Source organism: Vagococcus sp. QWL-13 (genome assembly GCF_058683555.1).
Genome location: NZ_CM178746.1, coordinates 276,570 through 295,830, shown reverse-complemented (window position 1 = coordinate 295,830; position 19,261 = coordinate 276,570). Strand labels below are relative to the sequence as shown.

The window sequence follows — 19,261 nt, the reverse complement described above, 5'->3', positions numbered from 1 at the left end:
AACCCATCTAATTGTCCTTTAGATGGGTTTTTGATAATGGAAGGTTTTATTAATTTTTCTCAATAAAATAAATCTTTTTTTAAGTGCTAATTATTCATTTTGCCGCTGATGGTCGAGATGATTTTATAAACTAACAGGATGCCGATACTCATATAGACCATATAAACTATTTGTGATTCCACCACAATTGGCAAAATTTCGGATAAGTATTGCAGAAGTAGAGTGTCAAAAAGGGACACTCCTAAAATTACCGAAATAATCACTGGTAGTGTATGAGAAGACTTTATGCTTTTATTTTCTGATTGATTGTACGTCAAAGAAATAAAAGCCGCGAAAATGAAAACAATATCAACCAAACTTTTTAGCAACATATTAGAATCGAAAATCGGGATCAAAAGTTTTAACAAATCACTGAGAACCGAACCACCAACGATTGCAAACAATAGGATTGTAGTCTGATTGACAACTGTTTTTTTCTCTTGACTCATAAACATTATACCTCCTTTTTATTTTTTTGTGAGGTTTTGAGAAATTTACGTGCTTCCTTGTAAGTAGAAATATTTTGCCGCTTTTTTAGTATTTCTGCTAGCCAACAAACAAACATCAGAGCTACCCAACTGATAATCGCTAAATAAAAAAATATATCATTATCATCAAAATTTAGAGCAAGTATCATAAATAAGGCAATGACCAATGTAAGTCCCAACATTAAATAGTTATATCTTTTCCAAAGAATAACATCTTTATCGTGTAGTAAATGTTGGTATTTTTGATCAATCAACTTCACAAGTGAAACATTATATAACTTAGTAATTAAAACTAAGGAGGAAAAATCAGGCATATTTTTCCCTGTCTCCCAATTAGAAACAGCCTGCCTGGAAACAAATAATTGCTTCGCCACTTCTTCTTGAGTCAAGCCTAATTCTAATCGTCTTTGTTTTATTAGTTCGTTAAATTCCATTTCATCCTCCTCTTAAAGATACGTTTAACCCCCATAATAATAAAGCAAGTATCCCTTGCGCATGATAATAACAGTTAAATTTAGTGCATTAATTATATATATCAGCTAAAAACTCCGGGATTCATTTGCCAGCCATCTGTTTAGATTCCATTGCTCACCTTGATTAAAAAGCTGTTATTAAACAGGGGATCGGGCAGTAAAAAACGACCCCTCAATAAAATGAAAACCAAACACACAAAATTTATTTAGTGAACGTTTCATGATTTATTTTACTATAGAAGTTACAGAAAGACTAACCAACAAAAATGTTAAACGGTTGATCGTGTTACTATCGGATTTGCATAACATCACAATCAAAACTGGTTTCATAAATCGTTGTCAAAGTTTTGTTTCGCCTTATTATTTCAGAAACAAATTGCTAGACCCCAGTATTTCGCTAAACTGATTCACAACCACTCATAAAATCACAAAAATATTTGGCTGCTTTTTGCAACTCCATATTTGTCTGCAAGATAAGCATATCCACTTGCTCCATTAAGATACTTTCCAACAACTTTTAATTTGAATTCAAAACTATACTTTGCCATAAAAATAGCGACCTCCAAAAGTTAGATTTTTGGTCTAACTTTTGGGGGTCGCTTCATAATATCTCTAGGCTTTTGGTCTCAAAATAGCTGTGCTTTCAAAAGGGGACAGCCGATATTTTTTGGTGATTTTGGCACTTTTTTCATTACTAATCAAGATGAAACTTTTCTCATTCACAAATTCATCTGGCAAGTTTATGGCGACTTCTTCCTCATAAAAATTATTCAAGACTAATAATTCATGAGTTTCATCTTCCCGTTTATAAGCAAAAACAGACGGGTGCTCTGCTAGAAATGGTTGATAATTTCCCCTCGAGATGACTGACTGCTCCTTACGCAAGGCTATCAACTGTTGATAAAATTGAAAAATCCCTTCTTTTTTATTCATTTCAGATTCCGCATTGATAGTTTTGTAACTTTCACTTGCTTTAATCCAGGGACTTCCTTCGGTAAATCCGGCATGGCTGCTGTGATTCCATTGCATAGGCGAACGGGCATTATCCCTTGACTTTTCCTGAAGTATTTCCAAGGCCTGAGTCTTTGTCAATCCCTTCTTCAGCATTTCCTCATAGGCATTGTAAGATTCCACGTCTCTATAATCTTCCAAGCGAGTATAATCGGGGTTAATCATCCCTATCTCTTCCCCTTGATAAATATAAGGCGTTCCCCGAAGCAAGTGTATGGCAGCAGCTAACATTTTGGCCGACTTTTCGCGGTAAATACCGGTGTGTCCAAAACGGTTCAAGGCTCTCGGCTGATCGTGATTGTTCCAAAATAGGGCACTCCAGCCGTCCCCTTCTGCCATCCCTGTTTGCCATTCATTTAATATTTTTTTCAATTCCATAAAGTCGTATGGCATCCGCGTCCACTTTTGTCCGTCTTTATAATCAACTTTCAGATGGTGGAAATTAAACACCATATCCAGCTCGCGATTCGCCGGATTTGAATATTGCTGAGCTTTTTCTACTGTTGTGGAAGACAATTCACCCACTGTCACAACATTGGCATCCGGGCCAAATGCTTTTTCGTTCATCTCCTGCAAAAACTCATGGACAATCGGGCGGTCAGTATATAACAATTTATCTTCTTCCTCTGGTTTTGCATCGACTAACTGAACATCTTTGCCTATCAAATTAATCACATCAAGGCGAAATCCTTTAACTCCCTTGGACAGCCAAAAAGACAATACTTGTCGGAGTTCTTGGCGAACTTTCGGGTTCCGCCAATTTAAATCCGCTTGGGTCACATCAAAAAGATGCAAATAGTAATAATCTGTGTCGCCGAATTTCGCCCAAGTCGGACCGGAAAATTTGGACTGCCAATTAGTCGGCAGCGAACCATCTTCTTTTAGTTTACGCAGCAAATAATACTCTCGGTATTTTTCATCCCCCTTCAACGCCTTCTGAAACCAGGGATGTTCTGTAGAAGTGTGATTAAATACCATATCCAGCATGACACCGATACCTTCTTGATCCAACAATGAAACTAAGGATTCAAATTCCTCCATCGTACCATAAAGAGGATCGATTGCCTGATAATTTGATACATCATAACCATTATCCTTTTGAGGTGACGGAAAAATCGGATTCAACCAAACCATATCCACACCTAATTTTTTTATATAAGGGATTTTTTTTATGATTCCCTGTAAATCTCCGATACCGTCTCCGTCACTATCATAAAATGATTTAGGATAAATTTGATAAACAGTCATTTCTTTAAAAGTTTTCATTCTTTTTTCCTTTTCAATTTTCTAACGACGCTTCCACTTTATGAAATAGTTTATTTTTTTGGAACAGGACTGTTAAAAATACCGGAACGACTATTGCGATTGCCATACAGATTAAAAACCATACCCATGATTGACTCTGAATGACTAATATGCCCGGAATCCCTCCGACACCGATGGAATAAGCGGTCACCTCAGACAGCATGGCAACTGTCCCTGCAAGGGCGGAACCGATTAATGCGGCGATAAATGGATACAAATATTTCAAGTTGATACCAAACATGGCCGGCTCGGTTACACCTAAATAGCAGGAAATCATGGCGGGGATAGACACTTGTTCTTCCTCTTTATTCCCGCGATGCAATAAAATCACTCCTAAAACTGCGGAGCCTTGAGCGATATTAGACAAAGCAATCATCGGCCATAAGTTTGTTCCGCCAAATTCGTTAATCAGCTCTAAATCTATGGCGTTGCTCATGTGGTGCAGACCTGTGACTACAAGGGGGGCATACAAGAAACCAAACAGCGAACCGAACAGCCAATTTACACTGCTGGTCAATCCAGCATTTACAATAGTTGAAATAAAACTGCCGATTTTCCAACCGATAGGGCCCAGAATAACGTGGGCAGCTAAAATCGTAGGCAATAATGAAAAAAATGGAACAAATATCATTGAGATAGCATTAGGAATAACCTTGCGCAATCCAATTTCTAAATATGCCAGCAAAAATCCTGCAAGCATTGCCGGAACCACTTGGGCCTGATAACCAATCATGTCTATTTGGAAAAAACCGAAATCCCATTGAGGTATTTCTGCGGCACCGCCGACGGCAAAAGCATTCAGCAGTTGAGGGGAAACCAACGTAATCCCTAAGACGATACCTAAAATTTGGGTTGTTCCCATTTTACGAGAAATACTCCACGTGATACCTACTGGTAGAAAATGAAAAATTGCTTCCCCGGGAAGCCATAATAGTGCATTGATTCCTGACCAAAATTGAGAAACGTCAACAATTGTCTGATTGCCGAGGGCCTCAAATGGGATACCTTCTAAAACATTACGGAATCCTAAAATCAATCCCCCCACAACTAAAGCAGGAATCAAAGGGGTGAAAATTTCTGCCAAGGCCGCCATCACACGTTGAATAAGTGTCATATTTTTTTTGGCTGCAGTTTTAGCATCCTCTTTCGATACGCCTTCTTTGCCGGAAATCGCCCGAAAATCATTATAAAATTCTCCAACATCGTTGCCAATAATTACTTGAAACTGTCCTGATTGAGTAAATGTTCCTTTAACTGACGGAATTTCTTCAATTTCTTTCACATTTGCCGCTTCCGGATTTTCTAACACAAAACGCATCCGGGTCACACAGTGAGAAACAGCCGAAATGTTTTCTGAACCTCCGATTGCCTTCAACAGCTTTTCTGCATCATCCATAAATTTCCCCAAACTTTTTCCCTCCTTGCCAAATTTATGTTCACGCTCCCATTGTAGTTTTTTTGTTTTAAAAAAACAAATAAAATCTCTCAATCATTTTATTCGTTTGTTTCGAACAGTTATACAAACCTTTATTTATCAATTAAAAATCAAACTTTTCGCTTGATTTTAAATAAACAAGATGACTAACAACCAATATAAAATAACAACAATCAAAACAATGTCCAGTCTCATTCAAAGACCAATACTTTTCTTCCACTGATAAAAAAACTCCATATAATCGTCCCATTGGAATAAAAAAGAGACTGATGAATCAACTTTCGATTCATCAGTCCCATCATCCATATAATTTTTTCTCAAATAAAATTTCTGTCTTTTAACAAAAGAATCAAATTGATCAATACGATGATGACGTAACCCAAAGTAGTCAAACTCAGCGTGCCAATAAAAAAATGCCACGGGGATAAACCTTTGTGTTCACGAGATTTTTTTAAAACGTGCAGCAAAGTAGTGATAATGAGACCAAAAGCAAAAGATAGTCCTAAAGTTTGAACGATAACTATCAAAATGTGCCACCTCCACCTTTATCATAAAATTTCTGCGATGTATTTCCCGGACTTCCGGCGAATTTATAATGATTATTTTTAGCGGTAATTACAACATGCTATGAACTGTCTTCTTTAAATTTCAATCATAATGATACCATTTATCAAACATTTTTTCGACCTGAAATCCATTATGAAAGAAAAGGCACTAAAATGTCAGCATTGTATAGATATCAGCATCTCTTTTGGTAAGCCGCTTCAGAAACTTTTGTATTCCTGGAAACCCGGTTCTCCTGCTGACTGGGAAATATATTTTTCAACTTTTTCGGTAATAAAGTCGATATCTTGCGGGACCAATGTGCTGTCTATAAAATGATAGTCTTTATATCTCAGCGAAAAAGTACTCTGAGGGATAGAAATATTGCTAAGAATCAAATCGAAAGTATCGCCCGAGGAGGGGATGGAAAAAATATCTAAGGGATTGATGATCGTGATGATAATTTCATAGGGTAACAATTTTTCTATTTGGTATTTCAAATATTCCGTATGCTCTGAATTGGTGTCAAAAAACAACCCCAGCCGGAACACTTTTTGATTACGGGAGATTTTTTCCTCGTAATTCGGGAAAAAATTACTGAAAAGATAGCAGAGATGTTCCATATTTTCCTGATGTTTATCTGTCAGCATTGACTTTTCAAACGCCAGTTCTATCGTTTTGTAGATTTTTTTTGTCATTATTCGCCGTTGAAACATCACAAAGCGGTGCAGGTAGTTATTCAGGATACAATAAGGTACTTGAAGGTTGACTCCAATCAAATATTGAAAAAGAATTTTAGGGAACACCGTTTCAAAATCTTCCGGCTCATAATTATACGTGTCGAATACTGCGGCGAAAATCTCCCTTAGTGCCTGTCCGATTTCCTCCTTGTTTTCCACGTCATTGAAGACATGGCGGGTCAAATAATACTGAATCCGCCCTAGAGATAAACGACTTTTTTTCTCCTTGTTTAAAAAATCTGCAGGAGCTTCCTCATCTCCATCCATCAGTAGAAAATAACCGTTTCTTTCCCTAATCCTGTGGACATAAATCATGATAATCAGTTTTTGAATATCAGAAAAATATGGTTCCACCGGAAAATGACGCTGTAATTCCAAAGCCGCCAGCTTTAACTCTTTTTCTAAATTCTGATTTTCGGGAAACTGTTTATTTTGATATTTTTCAACAAAAAGAATCGAGAAAAATTGCGACACAGCCACTTCGTTGCCAATAATCCTGAGCGGTTTCTTCGCAATGTAAAAATCGTACTTTTTGATTTCTGCATTGATTTGCTGGATTAAACGGATTACAGATGATTTGCTTAAATTCAATTCTACACCTAAAAGTTCATAGCTGCCGTAATCAGAATAAAAAAGTACTTCTAACAGCTGAAAGGCGGATGAACGTTCCAAAAAAAAGCTGTAAAGTTCATCAATCCCGTATGAGGGCGCCAATGACAGGGAAATATCCGGCGTCGAAAAATAGTCGATAATCAAAAAGTCTGCTTCCTCCATCAATTCGCTTAAATATTTTTCGACAAGCAACTGATTAATGCCCAATTTGTCAGCAACGTTTCTGCTGTCCAAATCTTTCCTGTGCAGCAGCAATTCAATCATGCTCAATTTTTTTTGCTCCGAGCGCGAAAGCAGATTCAAAAACATAAAAACACCTTCCTCCAAAGGTTTCTTTTCACCTGTATTATGATTCTTTTATCACTTTTTTTCAACTATAAATATAACAAGTAGTCAAAAAAAAAGAAAATAAAAATTTAATTGACCATTTATTCCTATTATATTCCTTCAAAATAGACCACAGTTGATTGTAGTCCACGTCTGAAAAAATTATTAGGAGGAAAAAACATGGAAACAAAAAACAGATTAGTCCAAACATTCATCGATTTGGTGTCCATCGACTCTGAATCAAAAGATGAAAAAAAAGTTCACGAGTACCTAAAAGATGTGTTCACTTCTTTGAATTTAAAAGTCATTGAAGATGACAGCATGGCACAAACAGGTCTAGGGGCGAACAACTTGATCGCCAAGTTGGAGGGCAAGGAAGAAGTTGAACCTTTGTTCTTTTCATCCCATACCGATACCGTCTCCCCCGGAAAAGACATTGAAGTTATTGAAAAAGACGGTGTGTTGTATTCCAAAGGGGACACGATTTTGGCAGCAGACAATAAAGCCGGAATTGCCATCATGATTGAAGCCATCCGCCGGATTCAAGAAGAAAAAATTCCTACCGGTTTATTGGAATTTGTATTATCCCCGGGTGAGGAAATCGGTCTGATTGGTGCAGCAGCCTTAGATATGAGTTTACTCACATCAAATTATGGTTTCGTGCTTGACAGTGCCGGGCCAGTGGGTCATGTGACCATTGCCAGTCCCTTCCTGTTCATGTATGACGTAAAAATTACAGGACGGGCAGCCCATGCTGGTATGGAACCTGAGAAAGGTATTTCTGCTGTTTCGATTCTAGCAGATGCCCTCCCTCATATCGAAACCGGCCGATTGGATGCGGAAACCACAGCGAATATCGGCTTTATCCAAGGGGGAGAAGCATCCAATATCGTTATGGACGAGTTGCAGCTTAAAGGGGAAGTAAGAGCTATTTCTGAAAAAAGAGCGCAACAATTAGTACAGCAGATGGAAACAGCTTTTAAGCAGGCTGCCGATAAATTTGGCGGAAAAGTAGAAATTTCTGCCAACCAAATGGCCACAGGTTTCCGGATTACAGACGACCAGCCGATCATGGCCCTGCTAAAAGAATCTGCGACTCACTTAGGATTTGATGTAGTCTCTGAAATCAGCGGAGGCGGAAGTGATGCGAATATATTTAATGCTCAAGGAAAAAGTACGCCAAACCTATCCATTGGATACGCAGATATGCATACCACTGAAGAAAGTGTCAGCATCTCTGAGATGGAAAAAGCAGTAGCCTTAGTGATTGAATTAGCTAAACGAACTCCCGCCAAAAGGAGGTAAGAATGAGCAGACTCAAAGAACAAGGTTTACAATTGGTCAAAATAGCCGTTGCTGTTTTGATCTTGGGGGTCAGTATCAATATGTTTCTCGGCCCCCATCATATCGCAGCAGGTGGTGTGAGCGGTCTTGGCATTTTGCTGGAAATCGTATTAGATATCGACAGGGCAGTGGTTGTTTTTGTCCTTAATGTGGTCATGCTGATCCTTGCTGCAATTTTTCTGGGGCGAAAAGTTTTTATGAACATTTTCTATGGCAGCCTGATGTTTCCTGTGGCACTGGCCATCGTCCCCGAAATCATGGTAGCAGCAGACCGAATGCTATCAATGATTTTTGGCAGCATCATCTTCGGTATCGGGGTAGCTATCCTCTACAAAATCCAAGCATCCAGCGGTGGGACCACCATTCCGCCATTGATTTTTGAAAAATATTTTCATTTGAACACTTCTTTGGGTTTGCTCTTTTCAGACGCTCTGATTGTTTGCTTCAGTCTATATGTTTTTGGTATGGAAGAATTTCTTTTTGCTATCATGTCGATTACTATCACCTCTATGGTCATGATGTATATAGAAACAGGAACAAATCGAAAGAAAGCTGTCATGTTTGTCAGCAATATCGCAACGGAAAAATTCAGAGGAAAATTACAAACGGTGCTCCCGGCGGACTTAACTCTTTTTGATGTCCGCTCATGCGAAACGCCCACAAATCAGGAAATGATTTTGCTGGTAGTTTCCGATAAAAATTACCCTAAGACAAAAGAAATCATTCAAACAATCGACCCCAACGCTTTTATCATTACTTATAATGTGGCAGAAGTGAGCGGGTTAGGCTTTACTTATCACCCAATTCAATAGAAGGAGAAAAAGAAATGGAACCTATTTTAGCTTTTAGTGTTGTGATGTTGATTTGGACAATCGGAGAATTTATTTCAAAAAAGACCAAAGCACTTGTCTCTATGATGCTTGTTGCTTCCATGATATTTCTAGTAGGTTTTGCGGCAGATTTTTTGCCTTACGACCTTATTGAAAAATCCGGATTGCTGGGCATCGGAAATGCCGTCATCGGCGTCATTATCGTCCATCTGGGTACAACCATGAGTTTTAAGGATTTAAAAGCCCAGTGGAGGACTTTCGTTATCGGTTCACTAACAGTCGTCATCATGACCATTGCCCTGTTTTTTGTAGGCAATCTGATTTTCGACCGAAACATCGCCGTTGCAGGAACAGCTGCTATCACTGGAGGAACAGTCAACGTCTTGATGGTACAAGACAGAGCTGCCGACATTATGAAAGCCGGTGGAGATCTTGGCGCTTTGTCAGGATACTTGTTAGCCGTTTTCCCGTTGCTGATTTTAAACTTGAAAAACCTTGTCGGCTTTCTGGTCACTGCTAACATTTTGAAAAAGGAGGCACTCCAAGTTAAACAGGATTACCGTGATGGTAAATTGGAGTATGTCGAGGAAGCAGCTGTCGCAGACCCTACTGACAATAGCACCAGCATCTTGCCGGATTTCTTGCTGACACCTTATGCCAAACTATTTTTACTAGGGGCGACTGTCTATATATCCAGTCTTTTGAGCCAGTTAACTGCAGGAAGAGTCAATACATTTGTTATTGCCTTGTTGATGGGGATTGTTTTACGCCACTTTAAAATTTTAAAGCCGAGCGCTCTATCTTCTACTGACTCTTTTGGTTTGCTGATGATTTCAATCATGGTTATCGCTTTTGCGCCTTTAGCTGATGTGGTACCAGCTGAGTTGTTATCACTTGTGTGGCCGATTGTTTTCTACTTGGTCACAGGAGTCTTGATGGTCTTTATTGCCGCTTACTTTATCGGACGGAAACTTGGTTACTCCGGGGCTCTTTCCATCGCTGTCGGTATGACCACTTTCTTCGGCTTCCCGGGAACCATGGTGTTATCAAAAGAAGCCGCCGCGGTCGTGGGCGAAACCAAAGAAGAAATTGCCGTCATCGAGCAAAATATCTTGCCAATCATGGTTACAGCTGGATTTTCCACGATTACGATTACTTCCGTTATCACTGGCGGATTGATTGTGGGATTGATTATCGGTTAACATTGTCCCAAAGACACTACACATTCTTTATCAAAAACAGATGCTGTCAGAGAACGTTAAGGTTCTCTGGCAACATCTGTTTTTTTGCCACCTACACAATCTATTTCAATGCTTGACATGAAGTGCACTCCATAGAGTAGAATCATAGTGAGGTGATATTTGATGAAAATTGGTGAACTATCAAAAAAGACAGGAGTTAGTGTGGATACCCTTCGTTTTTATGCAAAAAGAAAATTACTAAAATACTCCCATAAAAACAGATATTGGGATTTTGCTGAGGATCAAATACTCTTAGTTAAACATATTTTATTTTTGCGGAATTTGGATTTTTCTATTAATGACATACACTATATTTTTCACGCCAGTGAAGATTTATTGGATGGAAGCCAAGTTAAGAAAGAAAAAGTAGCAGCCTACAAACAATTTTTTGAAGAGAAATTAGAAAAACTGATAAAACAAAAAGAAGATATTGAGAAAGCTGAAATGAACATCAATAAAATACTAACGAAATTAAGCTATCTAGAAAATGAGGAGACGTTTACTTTATGAAATATACCCTTTTGATAATACTTGCACTCATTCATTTATTAACAGCTGGTTTAAATATAAAAATTGGTCATGTAGGTCCATGGGTAATGATTATCGGCTCACTTCTGATTCTATTTGGAATATATTTAGGACTTAAAACATATGAAATTAAGTGGTGGCACATAATTATCGGTATCATACTTATCATAGATAGCGCAATTTATAATGGCTCCAAGCAAGGCGATATAAATTGGGCTCATCACGGTATCCGACTATTAACTTTTGCATTAGCTCTGATTCCTCTTATTACATCGAAATAGTAATTCGTATTCAAAATTATACTTTGCCATAAAAATAGAGACCTCCAAAAGTTAGATTTTTGGTCTAACGTTTGGGGGTTGCTTCAAAATTTAGGGGATATTTTTTATTCGTTTTTCCTATGACTGAACTAACCTTGGTATGTTCCTTCCGAGAAAAGGGAAACTGCCGGATATTTGATTGGCCTATATTTTTTCTCCTGCTATCTGAAAAACGAGTTTTTTTATACGCTCAGCATAAAGAGAAAATCCTAACATCTCGAAAAGCTCAATGGCCTGTCGGCACTTCAACAGACCTTGCTGCGGGTCTTTTTCAAGCAGCAAAATAGCCTTTAATACTTTTTGGCAAGCCAGTATCGGCATATTTAACAGGACTTCTTCAGGACTTTCGATTTTCTCATAATAATTGACCACTTTGGCGGCTAGTTCAAATTCTTTTTCCAAGATAAGATAGATACAAACACTAAAATAAAAATCAAAAATCCGTATTTTTAAAGGCAGTTGTTTGATTTTTTTATGGAAAACTTTTTGAAAAAGCAAACTTAACCGCTCAGCCGGAACATGTACAATAAAAAGACTGGCTAAGAAATATTCATATTGGCCCCAAGTTTCGATGGACTCCAAGTAGTCGGTGATAGTTTGGACATCAAGAACATAGCCGGTTTTAAACACATGATTTGACCATTTCCTCAAACATTGATCAATGTGATAGGATTGATTTTTTTCCTCTGTAAGTTTCACCAAATTTTTTCTATATAATTCATTCCAAAGTAGTTTGTCGTTCGTATGGTAGATAATATCCAACTGCTCTTCAAATTTTTCCAAAGAAAACGCCTCTGTATTTTTTTCATAATCATAGAAAAATTCTTCTAAACTAACGTTAAGGTTTTGCAGCAACAAATAAAGATTGCTGATAGTCATATCGCTTTGCCCTTTTTCAAAACGGCCTAAAAACTGAGGAGAAACAATCTCTTTGGCCGCATCAACTAGTGATAACCCTTTATTTAATCGGAATTTTTTAAAAGTTCCGCCGAAATTCATCTTTCGCCCTCCTAAGAACTTATAAGTTCGTTTAATGCCACTTTTATAATTATACTATAAACTTCATTTAAAGGAGGAATTTAAAATGAAATTTATCACTAAGTATGTCAATTGGATTGTAGCTGTTATTTTTATTTTCAATGCAGCCAGATCATTTCTAGTTGGGGAAAACTGGATGGTCTCTCTCATTTTTCTGATCTTAGCAGTGATTGTCGCTTTGCGAGGCACCAGCAAAGCAAAATCGTGATGGATAACCTTCCCCTGCTAAAGAAAACTTTCAAAACTTTTCGTTTTGGGCCTATCCGTATAGCAGCGTGTCTTTATCAAAAAAATATCCCGCCTGAAAATTCAGGAGGGATATTTTCGTATAAAATAAAAGTTTAAAGGCTATCCTTCAAAATGATACACTTGGTTCTTTTCTGCCGATTCAAAAATCTTTTCGATCAGCACCAGCACGTCACGCACTTCTTCATTTTTCACTACGGGTTCTTGCTCCCCGGCAACCACATGATAAAAGTTTTCGTAAAACTCTGGAAAGTCGGCTTTTCCTGCCGGCAATGTGTCCCTTACAATCATCTCTTCAGATGGAGGAGCCATCGTTTTAGTCAACCCTTGTCCGGCCCGGATAGGCGTAGGTGCCACCTTTTCAGTGGCTTCTTTTTGCATCACCAATTCTCCCGATAAGTCCCAATCATAAACAATGCCTGTGCCTTTGAGGCCTTTGACATACCAGCGGGGAAGTTTGATAAAATTGCTGGTTCCTACTTCGACCTGTGCTTTCACCCCGTTGGCAAAGGTAAGATGAGCGACAAACCCGTCATCAACTTCATCTCCAAGCACATAACTCAATTCCGCATAGACAGAGGCCACTGGACTGCCCACCATAAACAGCATTTGATCAAGCAAATGAACGCCCCAATCCAATACCATGCCCCCTCCGTATTTTTTCAGATGACGCCAATCACCCGGGATACCATTAGCACCGTGGACGCGGGATTCAATTTGGAAAAGTTCGCCTATCTGGCGATTGCGGTACAATTCGCGGATAATCAAAAAATCTTCGTCCCAACGACGGTTCTGGTGCACCATAAACACTTTTTCAGTTGCTTCCGCTACCTCCATGATGTCATCAAATTCTTTTACGTCCATCGTTACAGGCTTTTCGCAAACCACATGCTTGCCGGCTTCCAATGCCCGAACCGCTAAACTTTTGTGACTGTCATTGGGCGTAGCAATCAGCACTACATCCACTGCCTCATCTGCCAAAACGTCTTCATAACTACGGTAGGTTTTAAACTTTTCTTCTGCAGCACTATTTTGCTTGTCTTCGGCAATATCGTAAACGCCATAAGTTGTCACGAAATCATTTTTTCCAATCAAATCCCGTGCATGGTAGCTTCCCATACCGCCGAAGCCAATAATGACAAAGTTTAATTTCTTCATTGACTCTATTCTCCTAACTCTATGCCCACCACATGTCTGATGATTCGTCTTTAATCGTGATTGACTGTAAATTTGTGACTGCCCGCTGGAATCCTTCGTCAATTGACATTAAAGGATCTTCATGCTCGATACTTAACACGTAATCATAGCCGTAAGTTCTCAAGGCACTAATGATATCAGACCATTCGCCCATGCTGTGACCGCAACCTACCGAACGGAATGTCCAAGCACGTGTCTGCACATTGCTGTAAGGTTGCATGTCCGTCAATCCGTACATATTGATATTGTCTTGGTCTAGATAGGTGTCCTTGGCATGGAAATGATGAATCGCCCCAGCTTTCCCTAATATTTTAATTGCTGCTACAGGATCGATACCTTGCCACCACAAATGGCTTGGGTCAAGATTACAACCAATTGCTGGTCCCGTAGCTTCTCGCAACTTCAACATAGTGTAAGGTGTGTGGCATAAGAATCCTCCGTGAAGTTCGATTCCTATTTTCACACCGGCATCTGTTGCCACTTGGTTGATTTCTTTCCAGTAAGGAATTAATTTATTCTCCCACTGGTAGCTGTAATTGTCGCTGTACTCTGTCGGCCATGGCAGCACCGGCCAGTTCACTTGCGTATCCGTGTCATTGCCTCCTGACACACCTGAAAATGTATTGACCACAGGCACATTCATCAATGAAGCCAACTTGATAGCATTTCGCAATATTTTGTCCGCTTCGGCTGCTTCAACTGGGTTTGGTGCAATCGGATTATTATGACAGCTGAACGCACTGATAGACAAACCTTTCTCGGCCAACTTAGCTAGATAGTCTTCCCGGGCTGCTTCGCTATTCAGCAATTTCTCCATATCGCAATGGGCATTGCCTGGATTTCCGCCCACACCGATTTCCACTGTCTGCAACCCAGCAGCTGAGACAACATCAATCATTTCTTCAAAAGATAACTCATTAAACAATGGCGTGAAAACACCTAATTTCATTCTTATTCCTACTTTCTATACTTTTTTAAAAAAACAGATTAGATTTTCTTCTTATAAAAATAGTCCCGGTGCATTTACTGAAAGGTTTAATCAAAGAAAACAGGTTTCCCAGTTTCAGCTGAGCGGTAGATTGCTTCCAGAATTTCCGTCACTACTAACGCTTCCTCCGGTTTGACCACTGGCTCAGTGTCATTTTTCACCGCATCAATCCAAGACTGTGCTTCTAATAGTTCAGGAGCAGAGTCTGTCCCATCATAAAAATCCACACCGCCTGTTTCCAGCTCAACTTTTCTGTCATACAACAGTCCCCGGTCTTCTCCGTTGATGTATAAACCATCGTCCATATCCGCACCGCCTTTTGTTCCGCACAAGGTGGTCTGAGCTTCACCGGCTTTTCTCATATTAATGGCCCAGCTTGATTCCAAAATAATCGTTGCGCCGTTCTCCATCGTGATAAAACCAAAAGCGGAATCTTCCACTGTGAATTTTTCAGGATCCCAAGGTCCCCATGCATTAGCAGCATTTTCTGATTGGGACAGCTTATGGTAAGTATTCCCTACCACATATTTTGGTTTATAATTATCCATCATCCACAGAGTTAGATCCAGTGCGTGGGTGCCAATGTCAATCAAAGGACCTCCCCCTTGGGCTTCTTCATCCAGAAAAACTCCCCATGTGGGCACCGCTCGTCTCCGGATTGCTTTTGCTTTGCCTAAATAAATATCCCCCAATTCCCCGTCAGCACAAACTTCATGCAAATATTTCGAATCGCCCCGGAATCTGTTTTGATACCCTATGGTCAGCTTCTTACCGGTTTTTTTCGACGCTTCAAGCATCGCACGCCCTTCTGCTGCTGTTTTTGCCATCGGTTTTTCACACATGACATGTTTGCCGGCTTCCATGGCGGCAATAGATATTTCTGCGTGGGAACAGTTTGGCGTACACACATGAATGATTTCGATAGTGTCGTCTTCTAATAACTCCTGATAATTTTTATAAACTTTGGCTTCTTTCCCGCCATACTCTTTTTTAGCCTTTTCCGCCCGCTCCAACACAATATCGCAGAAAGCAACAAGTTCCACTTCCGCCACTTGTGCCAAGCTCGGCAAATGTTTCCCATTGGCGATGCCTCCGCAGCCAATGATTCCTACTTTTAACGTCATAAAAAAATCCCCCATTCTTTCGTATGTGTTCTGATACCTCCACTATACAAAAAAATGAAAAGGATTTCTTCCCAAAGATTAGGCACTAATTCCCGGATATTGACTTCTGATATTTTTTCGGTGAAACACCCACGTGTTCTTTAAAGACATGATGGAAGGTCTTGACACTGTTAAACCCGGCTTTTTCCGCCACATCGATCATCGGCAAATCTTCGGAACTCAAAATCGATTTTGCAATATTGATACGATATTCCGTTAAAAATGCCATAAAAGTAATGCCGGTGTTTTTTTTAAAAAAGCGGGAAAAGTATTGGGGATTGAATCCCACTTCTTGTGCCACACTTTCCAAAGTAATTTTTTCCTGATAATTAGTTTCCAGATACGAAAAAATTACATCCATTTTTTGAATGACCTCTTGGCTTCTCAACGATTCATTGGAAACTACTTGTCGGGTCTGTTTGCTTTTTTTTGGAAGCTCCCCGTAGAAATAAAGCAGAAGCTGATGGAGATAAAAGTAAAACAGATACAATCCTCCCGAGTCCAGCAATTGAAACTGATTGTAAAGATCTTCTAACACTGACCGCATCTTTTCCACCGTTTCTTGTGGCCAGTTTTTGCTCCAGTTTTCCCGTCTAAAAAATACTTCCTGTACAGTCTCCCCATATTGCCCGTCTAAAAAAATTTTACTGAATACACTTAAATCAAATTGGTAAACCAAGCGCTTGCTTTCAGGGGAAGCCAGAAAATAATGAGGAACTCCGCTGTCAAAATAATAGATTTCCCCTTCTTTCAACTCAATCAACTCGTCTTCCACACCGATTTTTATCAGTCCCCGAACAACATAGATGATTTCCACTTCTTTATGCCAATGAGGGTAGACAAATACCTCTCCCAGATCTGAAAAACACCGGAAAGGAAATCTGCTGTCCAACTTAGGTATTTCTAAAAAACGGCTTTTACTCAAGATTCTCTCTCCTTTCAAGGTCTCTCTCTTTTCTAAATTCTAACACTTCTGAGTTTTAGGGACAAATATCAAGTGGAAATATCCGAAAAGAGCAAGTGTTAGAAGGAGGTATGTTATTATTCATTTTCCCTCTAATCACTAAAAAAGACTGATAAGTCATTATTAGAAAAAAGCAATCGCAAGGAGTTGAAAGTTTAAACTATTCAACAACTTACGATTGTCTTATCTTGTAATTAAAATATTATTTGCTAAAATATCTTGTTTGAGCTGCTTTAACGCTCAATGTCAATTATTATTCTCTCGGTCACAAATCGCTAATTTCAAGCCTGATCTTTTTGACTTTTTCACTAAATGCAGCTGCTTTTTCGAGTACACTGTCAAAACCAAGTTGTTCCAAGTCAGTCGTCAAAGCACTGCCAACGCCAACCGCCCATGCACCTGCTTTAATCCACTGGTCTAAATTATCCAAGGAAACACCCCCAGAAGGCATCATTGCCGCATAAGGCAACGGACCATGAACATCTTTAATAAAGCTCGCGCCCAATAATCCGCCTGGGAATAATTTAACAACATCCACACCTGATTCCATAGCAGAGATGATTTCCGTCACCGAACCGCATCCTGGTAAATAAGGCACTGCATAACGATGACACACTTTAGCTATACTGCTGTCAAAATGAGGACTGACCACAAATTTTGCACCGCAAAGTATTGCTTCATTTGCTGTCGCTGGATCTAACACCGTTCCTGCCCCGATAACCGCTGCCGGATCTTCAACTGTCTCTGACAGCCTTTGGATAACCTTACTTGCTCCTGGAGTTGTGTAAGTGACTTCGATATTTTTTATTCCACCAGCAATACAACTTTCTGAAATCTTGTAACCATCTTCCTCGGTCTGACCTCTGACCACCGCAAACAAATAATTTTCTCTCAATTTTCTTAAAATTTTCGCTTTCTGCGACATGATTATTCCTCCTTTTTCATTACCTCAAAAAAACAGCCATCTCCACTGTTTTATATGTTGACATTGTCTATTATAATATTAATCTCCAGATAATAGTAGCCTTAAAAAAATATCAATACAATAACAACTATTTATGCGCTGGATAAAGGATTCGTCTCTGCGATTCGTAAGTCATTTACTAACTCAAGTTGGCAGAGATCCCAAGTACACTTCTTAAGGAATATCCTTACGACCATTCCAAAGAAAAACTCAAAACCTTTTCGAGAAGCGGTTAAAGCCATCTTTAAGATGACAAATATCAACTCAGCGCGAGACGCTAAAAATCGAATCGTTGCCAGCTATAGCGATTAAACGAAACATACAAAAGCTTGTGAAACCTTGGATGATGGCATTGAAGATGCATTTCAATACGCAGATATCGGCAATGGACACCATCGACTGAAAAGTACCAACCTTCTTGAACAACTGAATCAAAAAGTACGCAGAAGAGAAAAGATTATTCGTATCTTTCCTAACAGCGTGTCAGCCAATCGATTGATCGGAGCAGTCCTGATACCTCCATGATGAGTGGCTGAGTTCTACAAGAAAGTATATAGGTTTGAACACTAAGAGTGCAGTGAAACATTATATAGTATTTTACATAAAATTATCTCCTTGAAAAATCATATTTTTAGTTTTATAATCATTATTATATGCGGGTGTAGTTTAGTGGTAAAACTGCAGCTTCCCAAGCTGTCGTCGCGAGTTCGATTCTCGTCACCCGCTTATTTGCTCCATTCTTTGCTACAAAAGAGCAAATATTTTTTGCGCCTAGTTTTTAAATGAAAAAAATTTATTCTAAATCATAACACCCAACAAAGGATAGACTGTAAACTATCCCTTGTTGGGTGTCTTTGATTAGTTTAAATCGATATAAACCACTTAGAGAAAATAAATGCGACTATAAATCCGGTAATAATCCCCAGAGAAATAAGTACTCCCTTTTTTATCAGTAGAGATTTTATTCGTAATTTGTTTTCCTTAGTTTGTTCAGTTAAAAGATGTGTTGGGATGCTACTGGCTAATAATCCTATCAGCAACAGTATCGGAACCAATGAGTAAGTATTTATTGAAGTTAAACTTTCTGCCACATATGCTACAACGGCTCCCGTTATAGAAATCCCCGTGACTAACCTGTTCCTTTTCAACTCTATACTTTCTCTGGCCAACTGTTCATTTTTCTTAATGTTATCAATCATAATGCTATCTCCTTTTATTAATTCATCTAAAGAGACACCATAAATATCACTTAATAAAATCAAACTGGTGACATCAGGCAAACTTTTGGAGTTTTCCCAACTGGAAATTGTTTGCCTTGAAACATGAATTTTTTCAGCTACATCCTCCTGAGTAAATTTTCGTTTTTGTCGTTGCTGTTTAATTTTTTCACCGATAGTCATTGTTGTCTCCTCACTCATAAATTTATAAAAGTTGCACTTAAATTTCCATCAAGATTCCTTGACAT

Annotated in this window: 20 protein-coding genes, 1 tRNA gene and 1 pseudogene; 8 read left to right on the top strand and 14 right to left on the bottom strand. The window is 39.0% G+C overall.

The window, feature by feature from the left end:
- Window positions 1–86: 86 nt before the first annotated feature.
- The 7 genes from AC4PHI_RS01540 to AC4PHI_RS01510 all read right to left on the bottom strand — a co-directional run bounded on the left by AC4PHI_RS01540 (window position 87) and on the right by AC4PHI_RS01510 (window position 6,955).
- Complete coding sequence (locus AC4PHI_RS01540; protein WP_492200574.1) at window positions 87–488, bottom strand: hypothetical protein; 402 nt, start codon at window positions 486–488, stop codon at window positions 87–89.
- Window positions 489–493: 5 nt separating this feature from the next.
- Window positions 494–961 (bottom strand): helix-turn-helix domain-containing protein, encoded by a 468-nt coding sequence (locus AC4PHI_RS01535; protein WP_492200573.1) that lies wholly within the window; start codon window positions 959–961, stop codon window positions 494–496.
- Between the two features lie 464 nt (window positions 962–1,425).
- Window positions 1,426–1,548 carry a transposase gene (locus AC4PHI_RS01530; RefSeq protein ID WP_492200572.1) on the bottom strand — a complete coding sequence of 41 codons (123 nt, stop codon included), beginning with the start codon at window positions 1,546–1,548 and terminating at the stop codon, window positions 1,426–1,428.
- Between the two features lie 64 nt (window positions 1,549–1,612).
- The gene (gene treC / locus AC4PHI_RS01525) at window positions 1,613–3,277 is read right to left on the bottom strand and encodes an alpha,alpha-phosphotrehalase (protein ID WP_492200571.1); all 1,665 of its coding nucleotides are present in this window, start codon (window positions 3,275–3,277) and stop codon (window positions 1,613–1,615) included.
- A gap of 13 nt (window positions 3,278–3,290) precedes the next feature.
- Window positions 3,291–4,724, bottom strand: a complete 1,434-nt coding sequence (gene treP / locus AC4PHI_RS01520) for a PTS system trehalose-specific EIIBC component (RefSeq protein ID WP_492200570.1) — start codon at window positions 4,722–4,724, stop codon at window positions 3,291–3,293.
- Window positions 4,725–5,068: 344 nt separating this feature from the next.
- Window positions 5,069–5,278 carry a hypothetical protein gene (locus AC4PHI_RS01515; protein WP_492200569.1) on the bottom strand — a complete coding sequence of 70 codons (210 nt, stop codon included), beginning with the start codon at window positions 5,276–5,278 and terminating at the stop codon, window positions 5,069–5,071.
- A 237-nt stretch (window positions 5,279–5,515) separates the two neighbouring features.
- Window positions 5,516–6,955, bottom strand: coding sequence for an AcpB/EbpR/MafR family transcriptional regulator (locus AC4PHI_RS01510; RefSeq protein WP_492200568.1), 1,440 nt, complete (start codon window positions 6,953–6,955; stop codon window positions 5,516–5,518).
- Window positions 6,956–7,153: 198 nt separating this feature from the next.
- Between AC4PHI_RS01510 and AC4PHI_RS01505 the strand changes: the two genes are divergently transcribed.
- The 5 genes from AC4PHI_RS01505 (at window position 7,154) to AC4PHI_RS01485 (ending at window position 11,197) form a co-directional block, all read left to right on the top strand.
- The gene (locus AC4PHI_RS01505) at window positions 7,154–8,278 is read left to right on the top strand and encodes a M20/M25/M40 family metallo-hydrolase (protein ID WP_492200567.1); all 1,125 of its coding nucleotides are present in this window, start codon (window positions 7,154–7,156) and stop codon (window positions 8,276–8,278) included.
- A 2-nt stretch (window positions 8,279–8,280) separates the two neighbouring features.
- A complete protein-coding gene (locus AC4PHI_RS01500) occupies window positions 8,281–9,129 on the top strand; it encodes a YitT family protein (RefSeq protein ID WP_492200566.1) in 849 nt (282 codons plus the stop codon).
- A 14-nt stretch (window positions 9,130–9,143) separates the two neighbouring features.
- Window positions 9,144–10,349 carry a hypothetical protein gene (locus tag AC4PHI_RS01495; protein ID WP_492200565.1) on the top strand — a complete coding sequence of 402 codons (1,206 nt, stop codon included), beginning with the start codon at window positions 9,144–9,146 and terminating at the stop codon, window positions 10,347–10,349.
- 162 nt (window positions 10,350–10,511) lie between these two features.
- Window positions 10,512–10,898, top strand: coding sequence for a helix-turn-helix domain-containing protein (locus tag AC4PHI_RS01490; protein WP_492200564.1), 387 nt, complete (start codon window positions 10,512–10,514; stop codon window positions 10,896–10,898).
- On the top strand, window positions 10,895–11,197 hold the full coding sequence (locus AC4PHI_RS01485; RefSeq protein ID WP_492200563.1) for a hypothetical protein: 303 nt from the start codon (window positions 10,895–10,897) through the stop codon (window positions 11,195–11,197). Before AC4PHI_RS01490 ends, AC4PHI_RS01485 begins: the two co-directional genes overlap by 4 nt.
- Window positions 11,198–11,380: 183 nt before the next feature.
- Here the strand turns inward: AC4PHI_RS01485 and AC4PHI_RS01480 are convergent, their stop codons facing one another.
- Window positions 11,381–12,235 carry a helix-turn-helix domain-containing protein gene (locus AC4PHI_RS01480; protein WP_492200562.1) on the bottom strand — a complete coding sequence of 285 codons (855 nt, stop codon included), beginning with the start codon at window positions 12,233–12,235 and terminating at the stop codon, window positions 11,381–11,383.
- 85 nt (window positions 12,236–12,320) lie between these two features.
- Here AC4PHI_RS01480 and AC4PHI_RS01475 point away from each other — a divergent pair, with 85 nt between their 5' ends.
- Complete coding sequence (locus AC4PHI_RS01475) at window positions 12,321–12,482, top strand: hypothetical protein (protein ID WP_492200561.1); 162 nt, start codon at window positions 12,321–12,323, stop codon at window positions 12,480–12,482.
- A 140-nt stretch (window positions 12,483–12,622) separates the two neighbouring features.
- On the opposite strand, the gene AC4PHI_RS01470 is transcribed toward AC4PHI_RS01475, so the two are convergent.
- The 5 genes from AC4PHI_RS01470 to AC4PHI_RS01450 form a co-directional block, all read right to left on the bottom strand.
- Entirely contained in the window at window positions 12,623–13,678 is a 1,056-nt protein-coding gene (locus AC4PHI_RS01470) for a Gfo/Idh/MocA family protein (protein WP_492200560.1), read from the bottom strand.
- Window positions 13,679–13,697: 19 nt separating this feature from the next.
- A complete protein-coding gene (locus tag AC4PHI_RS01465; protein ID WP_492200559.1) occupies window positions 13,698–14,666 on the bottom strand; it encodes a sugar phosphate isomerase/epimerase family protein in 969 nt (322 codons plus the stop codon).
- An 86-nt stretch (window positions 14,667–14,752) separates the two neighbouring features.
- Window positions 14,753–15,829, bottom strand: coding sequence for a Gfo/Idh/MocA family protein (locus AC4PHI_RS01460; RefSeq protein WP_492200558.1), 1,077 nt, complete (start codon window positions 15,827–15,829; stop codon window positions 14,753–14,755).
- Between the two features lie 85 nt (window positions 15,830–15,914).
- The gene (locus AC4PHI_RS01455; protein WP_492200557.1) at window positions 15,915–16,793 is read right to left on the bottom strand and encodes an AraC family transcriptional regulator; all 879 of its coding nucleotides are present in this window, start codon (window positions 16,791–16,793) and stop codon (window positions 15,915–15,917) included.
- A gap of 304 nt (window positions 16,794–17,097) precedes the next feature.
- The gene (locus tag AC4PHI_RS01450; RefSeq protein WP_492200556.1) at window positions 17,098–17,757 is read right to left on the bottom strand and encodes a bifunctional 2-keto-4-hydroxyglutarate aldolase/2-keto-3-deoxy-6-phosphogluconate aldolase; all 660 of its coding nucleotides are present in this window, start codon (window positions 17,755–17,757) and stop codon (window positions 17,098–17,100) included.
- A 144-nt stretch (window positions 17,758–17,901) separates the two neighbouring features.
- Between AC4PHI_RS01450 and AC4PHI_RS01445 the strand changes: the two are divergent.
- A pseudogene (locus AC4PHI_RS01445) lies at window positions 17,902–18,415 on the top strand (transposase); the annotation flags it as partial.
- 36 nt (window positions 18,416–18,451) lie between these two features.
- Window positions 18,452–18,522 (top strand) — tRNA-Gly (locus AC4PHI_RS01440).
- A gap of 137 nt (window positions 18,523–18,659) precedes the next feature.
- Here the strand turns inward: AC4PHI_RS01440 and AC4PHI_RS01435 are convergent.
- Window positions 18,660–19,196 (bottom strand): helix-turn-helix domain-containing protein, encoded by a 537-nt coding sequence (locus tag AC4PHI_RS01435; protein WP_492200555.1) that lies wholly within the window; start codon window positions 19,194–19,196, stop codon window positions 18,660–18,662.
- Between the last annotated feature and the right edge of the window lie 65 nt (window positions 19,197–19,261).

Bases quoted from the DNA above. Each gene is read 5' to 3' on its own strand.
- AC4PHI_RS01460 (WP_492200558.1), bottom strand. From the start codon at position 15,829: ATGACGTTAAAAGTAGGAATCATTGGCTGCGGAGGCATCGCCAATGGG.
- AC4PHI_RS01540 (WP_492200574.1), bottom strand. From the start codon at position 488: ATGAGTCAAGAGAAAAAAACAGTTGTCAATCAGACTACAATCCTATTG.
- AC4PHI_RS01535 (WP_492200573.1), bottom strand. From the start codon at position 961: ATGGAATTTAACGAACTAATAAAACAAAGACGATTAGAATTAGGCTTG.
- AC4PHI_RS01475 (WP_492200561.1), top strand. From the start codon at position 12,321: ATGAAATTTATCACTAAGTATGTCAATTGGATTGTAGCTGTTATTTTT.
- AC4PHI_RS01530 (WP_492200572.1), bottom strand. From the start codon at position 1,548: ATGGCAAAGTATAGTTTTGAATTCAAATTAAAAGTTGTTGGAAAGTAT.
- AC4PHI_RS01505 (WP_492200567.1), top strand. From the start codon at position 7,154: ATGGAAACAAAAAACAGATTAGTCCAAACATTCATCGATTTGGTGTCC.
- AC4PHI_RS01510 (WP_492200568.1), bottom strand. From the start codon at position 6,955: ATGTTTTTGAATCTGCTTTCGCGCTCGGAGCAAAAAAAATTGAGCATG.
- AC4PHI_RS01435 (WP_492200555.1), bottom strand. From the start codon at position 19,196: ATGACTATCGGTGAAAAAATTAAACAGCAACGACAAAAACGAAAATTT.
- AC4PHI_RS01485 (WP_492200563.1), top strand. From the start codon at position 10,895: ATGAAATATACCCTTTTGATAATACTTGCACTCATTCATTTATTAACA.
- AC4PHI_RS01470 (WP_492200560.1), bottom strand. From the start codon at position 13,678: ATGAAGAAATTAAACTTTGTCATTATTGGCTTCGGCGGTATGGGAAGC.
- AC4PHI_RS01495 (WP_492200565.1), top strand. From the start codon at position 9,144: ATGGAACCTATTTTAGCTTTTAGTGTTGTGATGTTGATTTGGACAATC.
- AC4PHI_RS01500 (WP_492200566.1), top strand. From the start codon at position 8,281: ATGAGCAGACTCAAAGAACAAGGTTTACAATTGGTCAAAATAGCCGTT.
- AC4PHI_RS01490 (WP_492200564.1), top strand. From the start codon at position 10,512: ATGAAAATTGGTGAACTATCAAAAAAGACAGGAGTTAGTGTGGATACC.
- treC (WP_492200571.1), bottom strand. From the start codon at position 3,277: ATGAAAACTTTTAAAGAAATGACTGTTTATCAAATTTATCCTAAATCA.
- AC4PHI_RS01465 (WP_492200559.1), bottom strand. From the start codon at position 14,666: ATGAAATTAGGTGTTTTCACGCCATTGTTTAATGAGTTATCTTTTGAA.
- AC4PHI_RS01480 (WP_492200562.1), bottom strand. From the start codon at position 12,235: ATGAATTTCGGCGGAACTTTTAAAAAATTCCGATTAAATAAAGGGTTA.
- AC4PHI_RS01450 (WP_492200556.1), bottom strand. From the start codon at position 17,757: ATGTCGCAGAAAGCGAAAATTTTAAGAAAATTGAGAGAAAATTATTTG.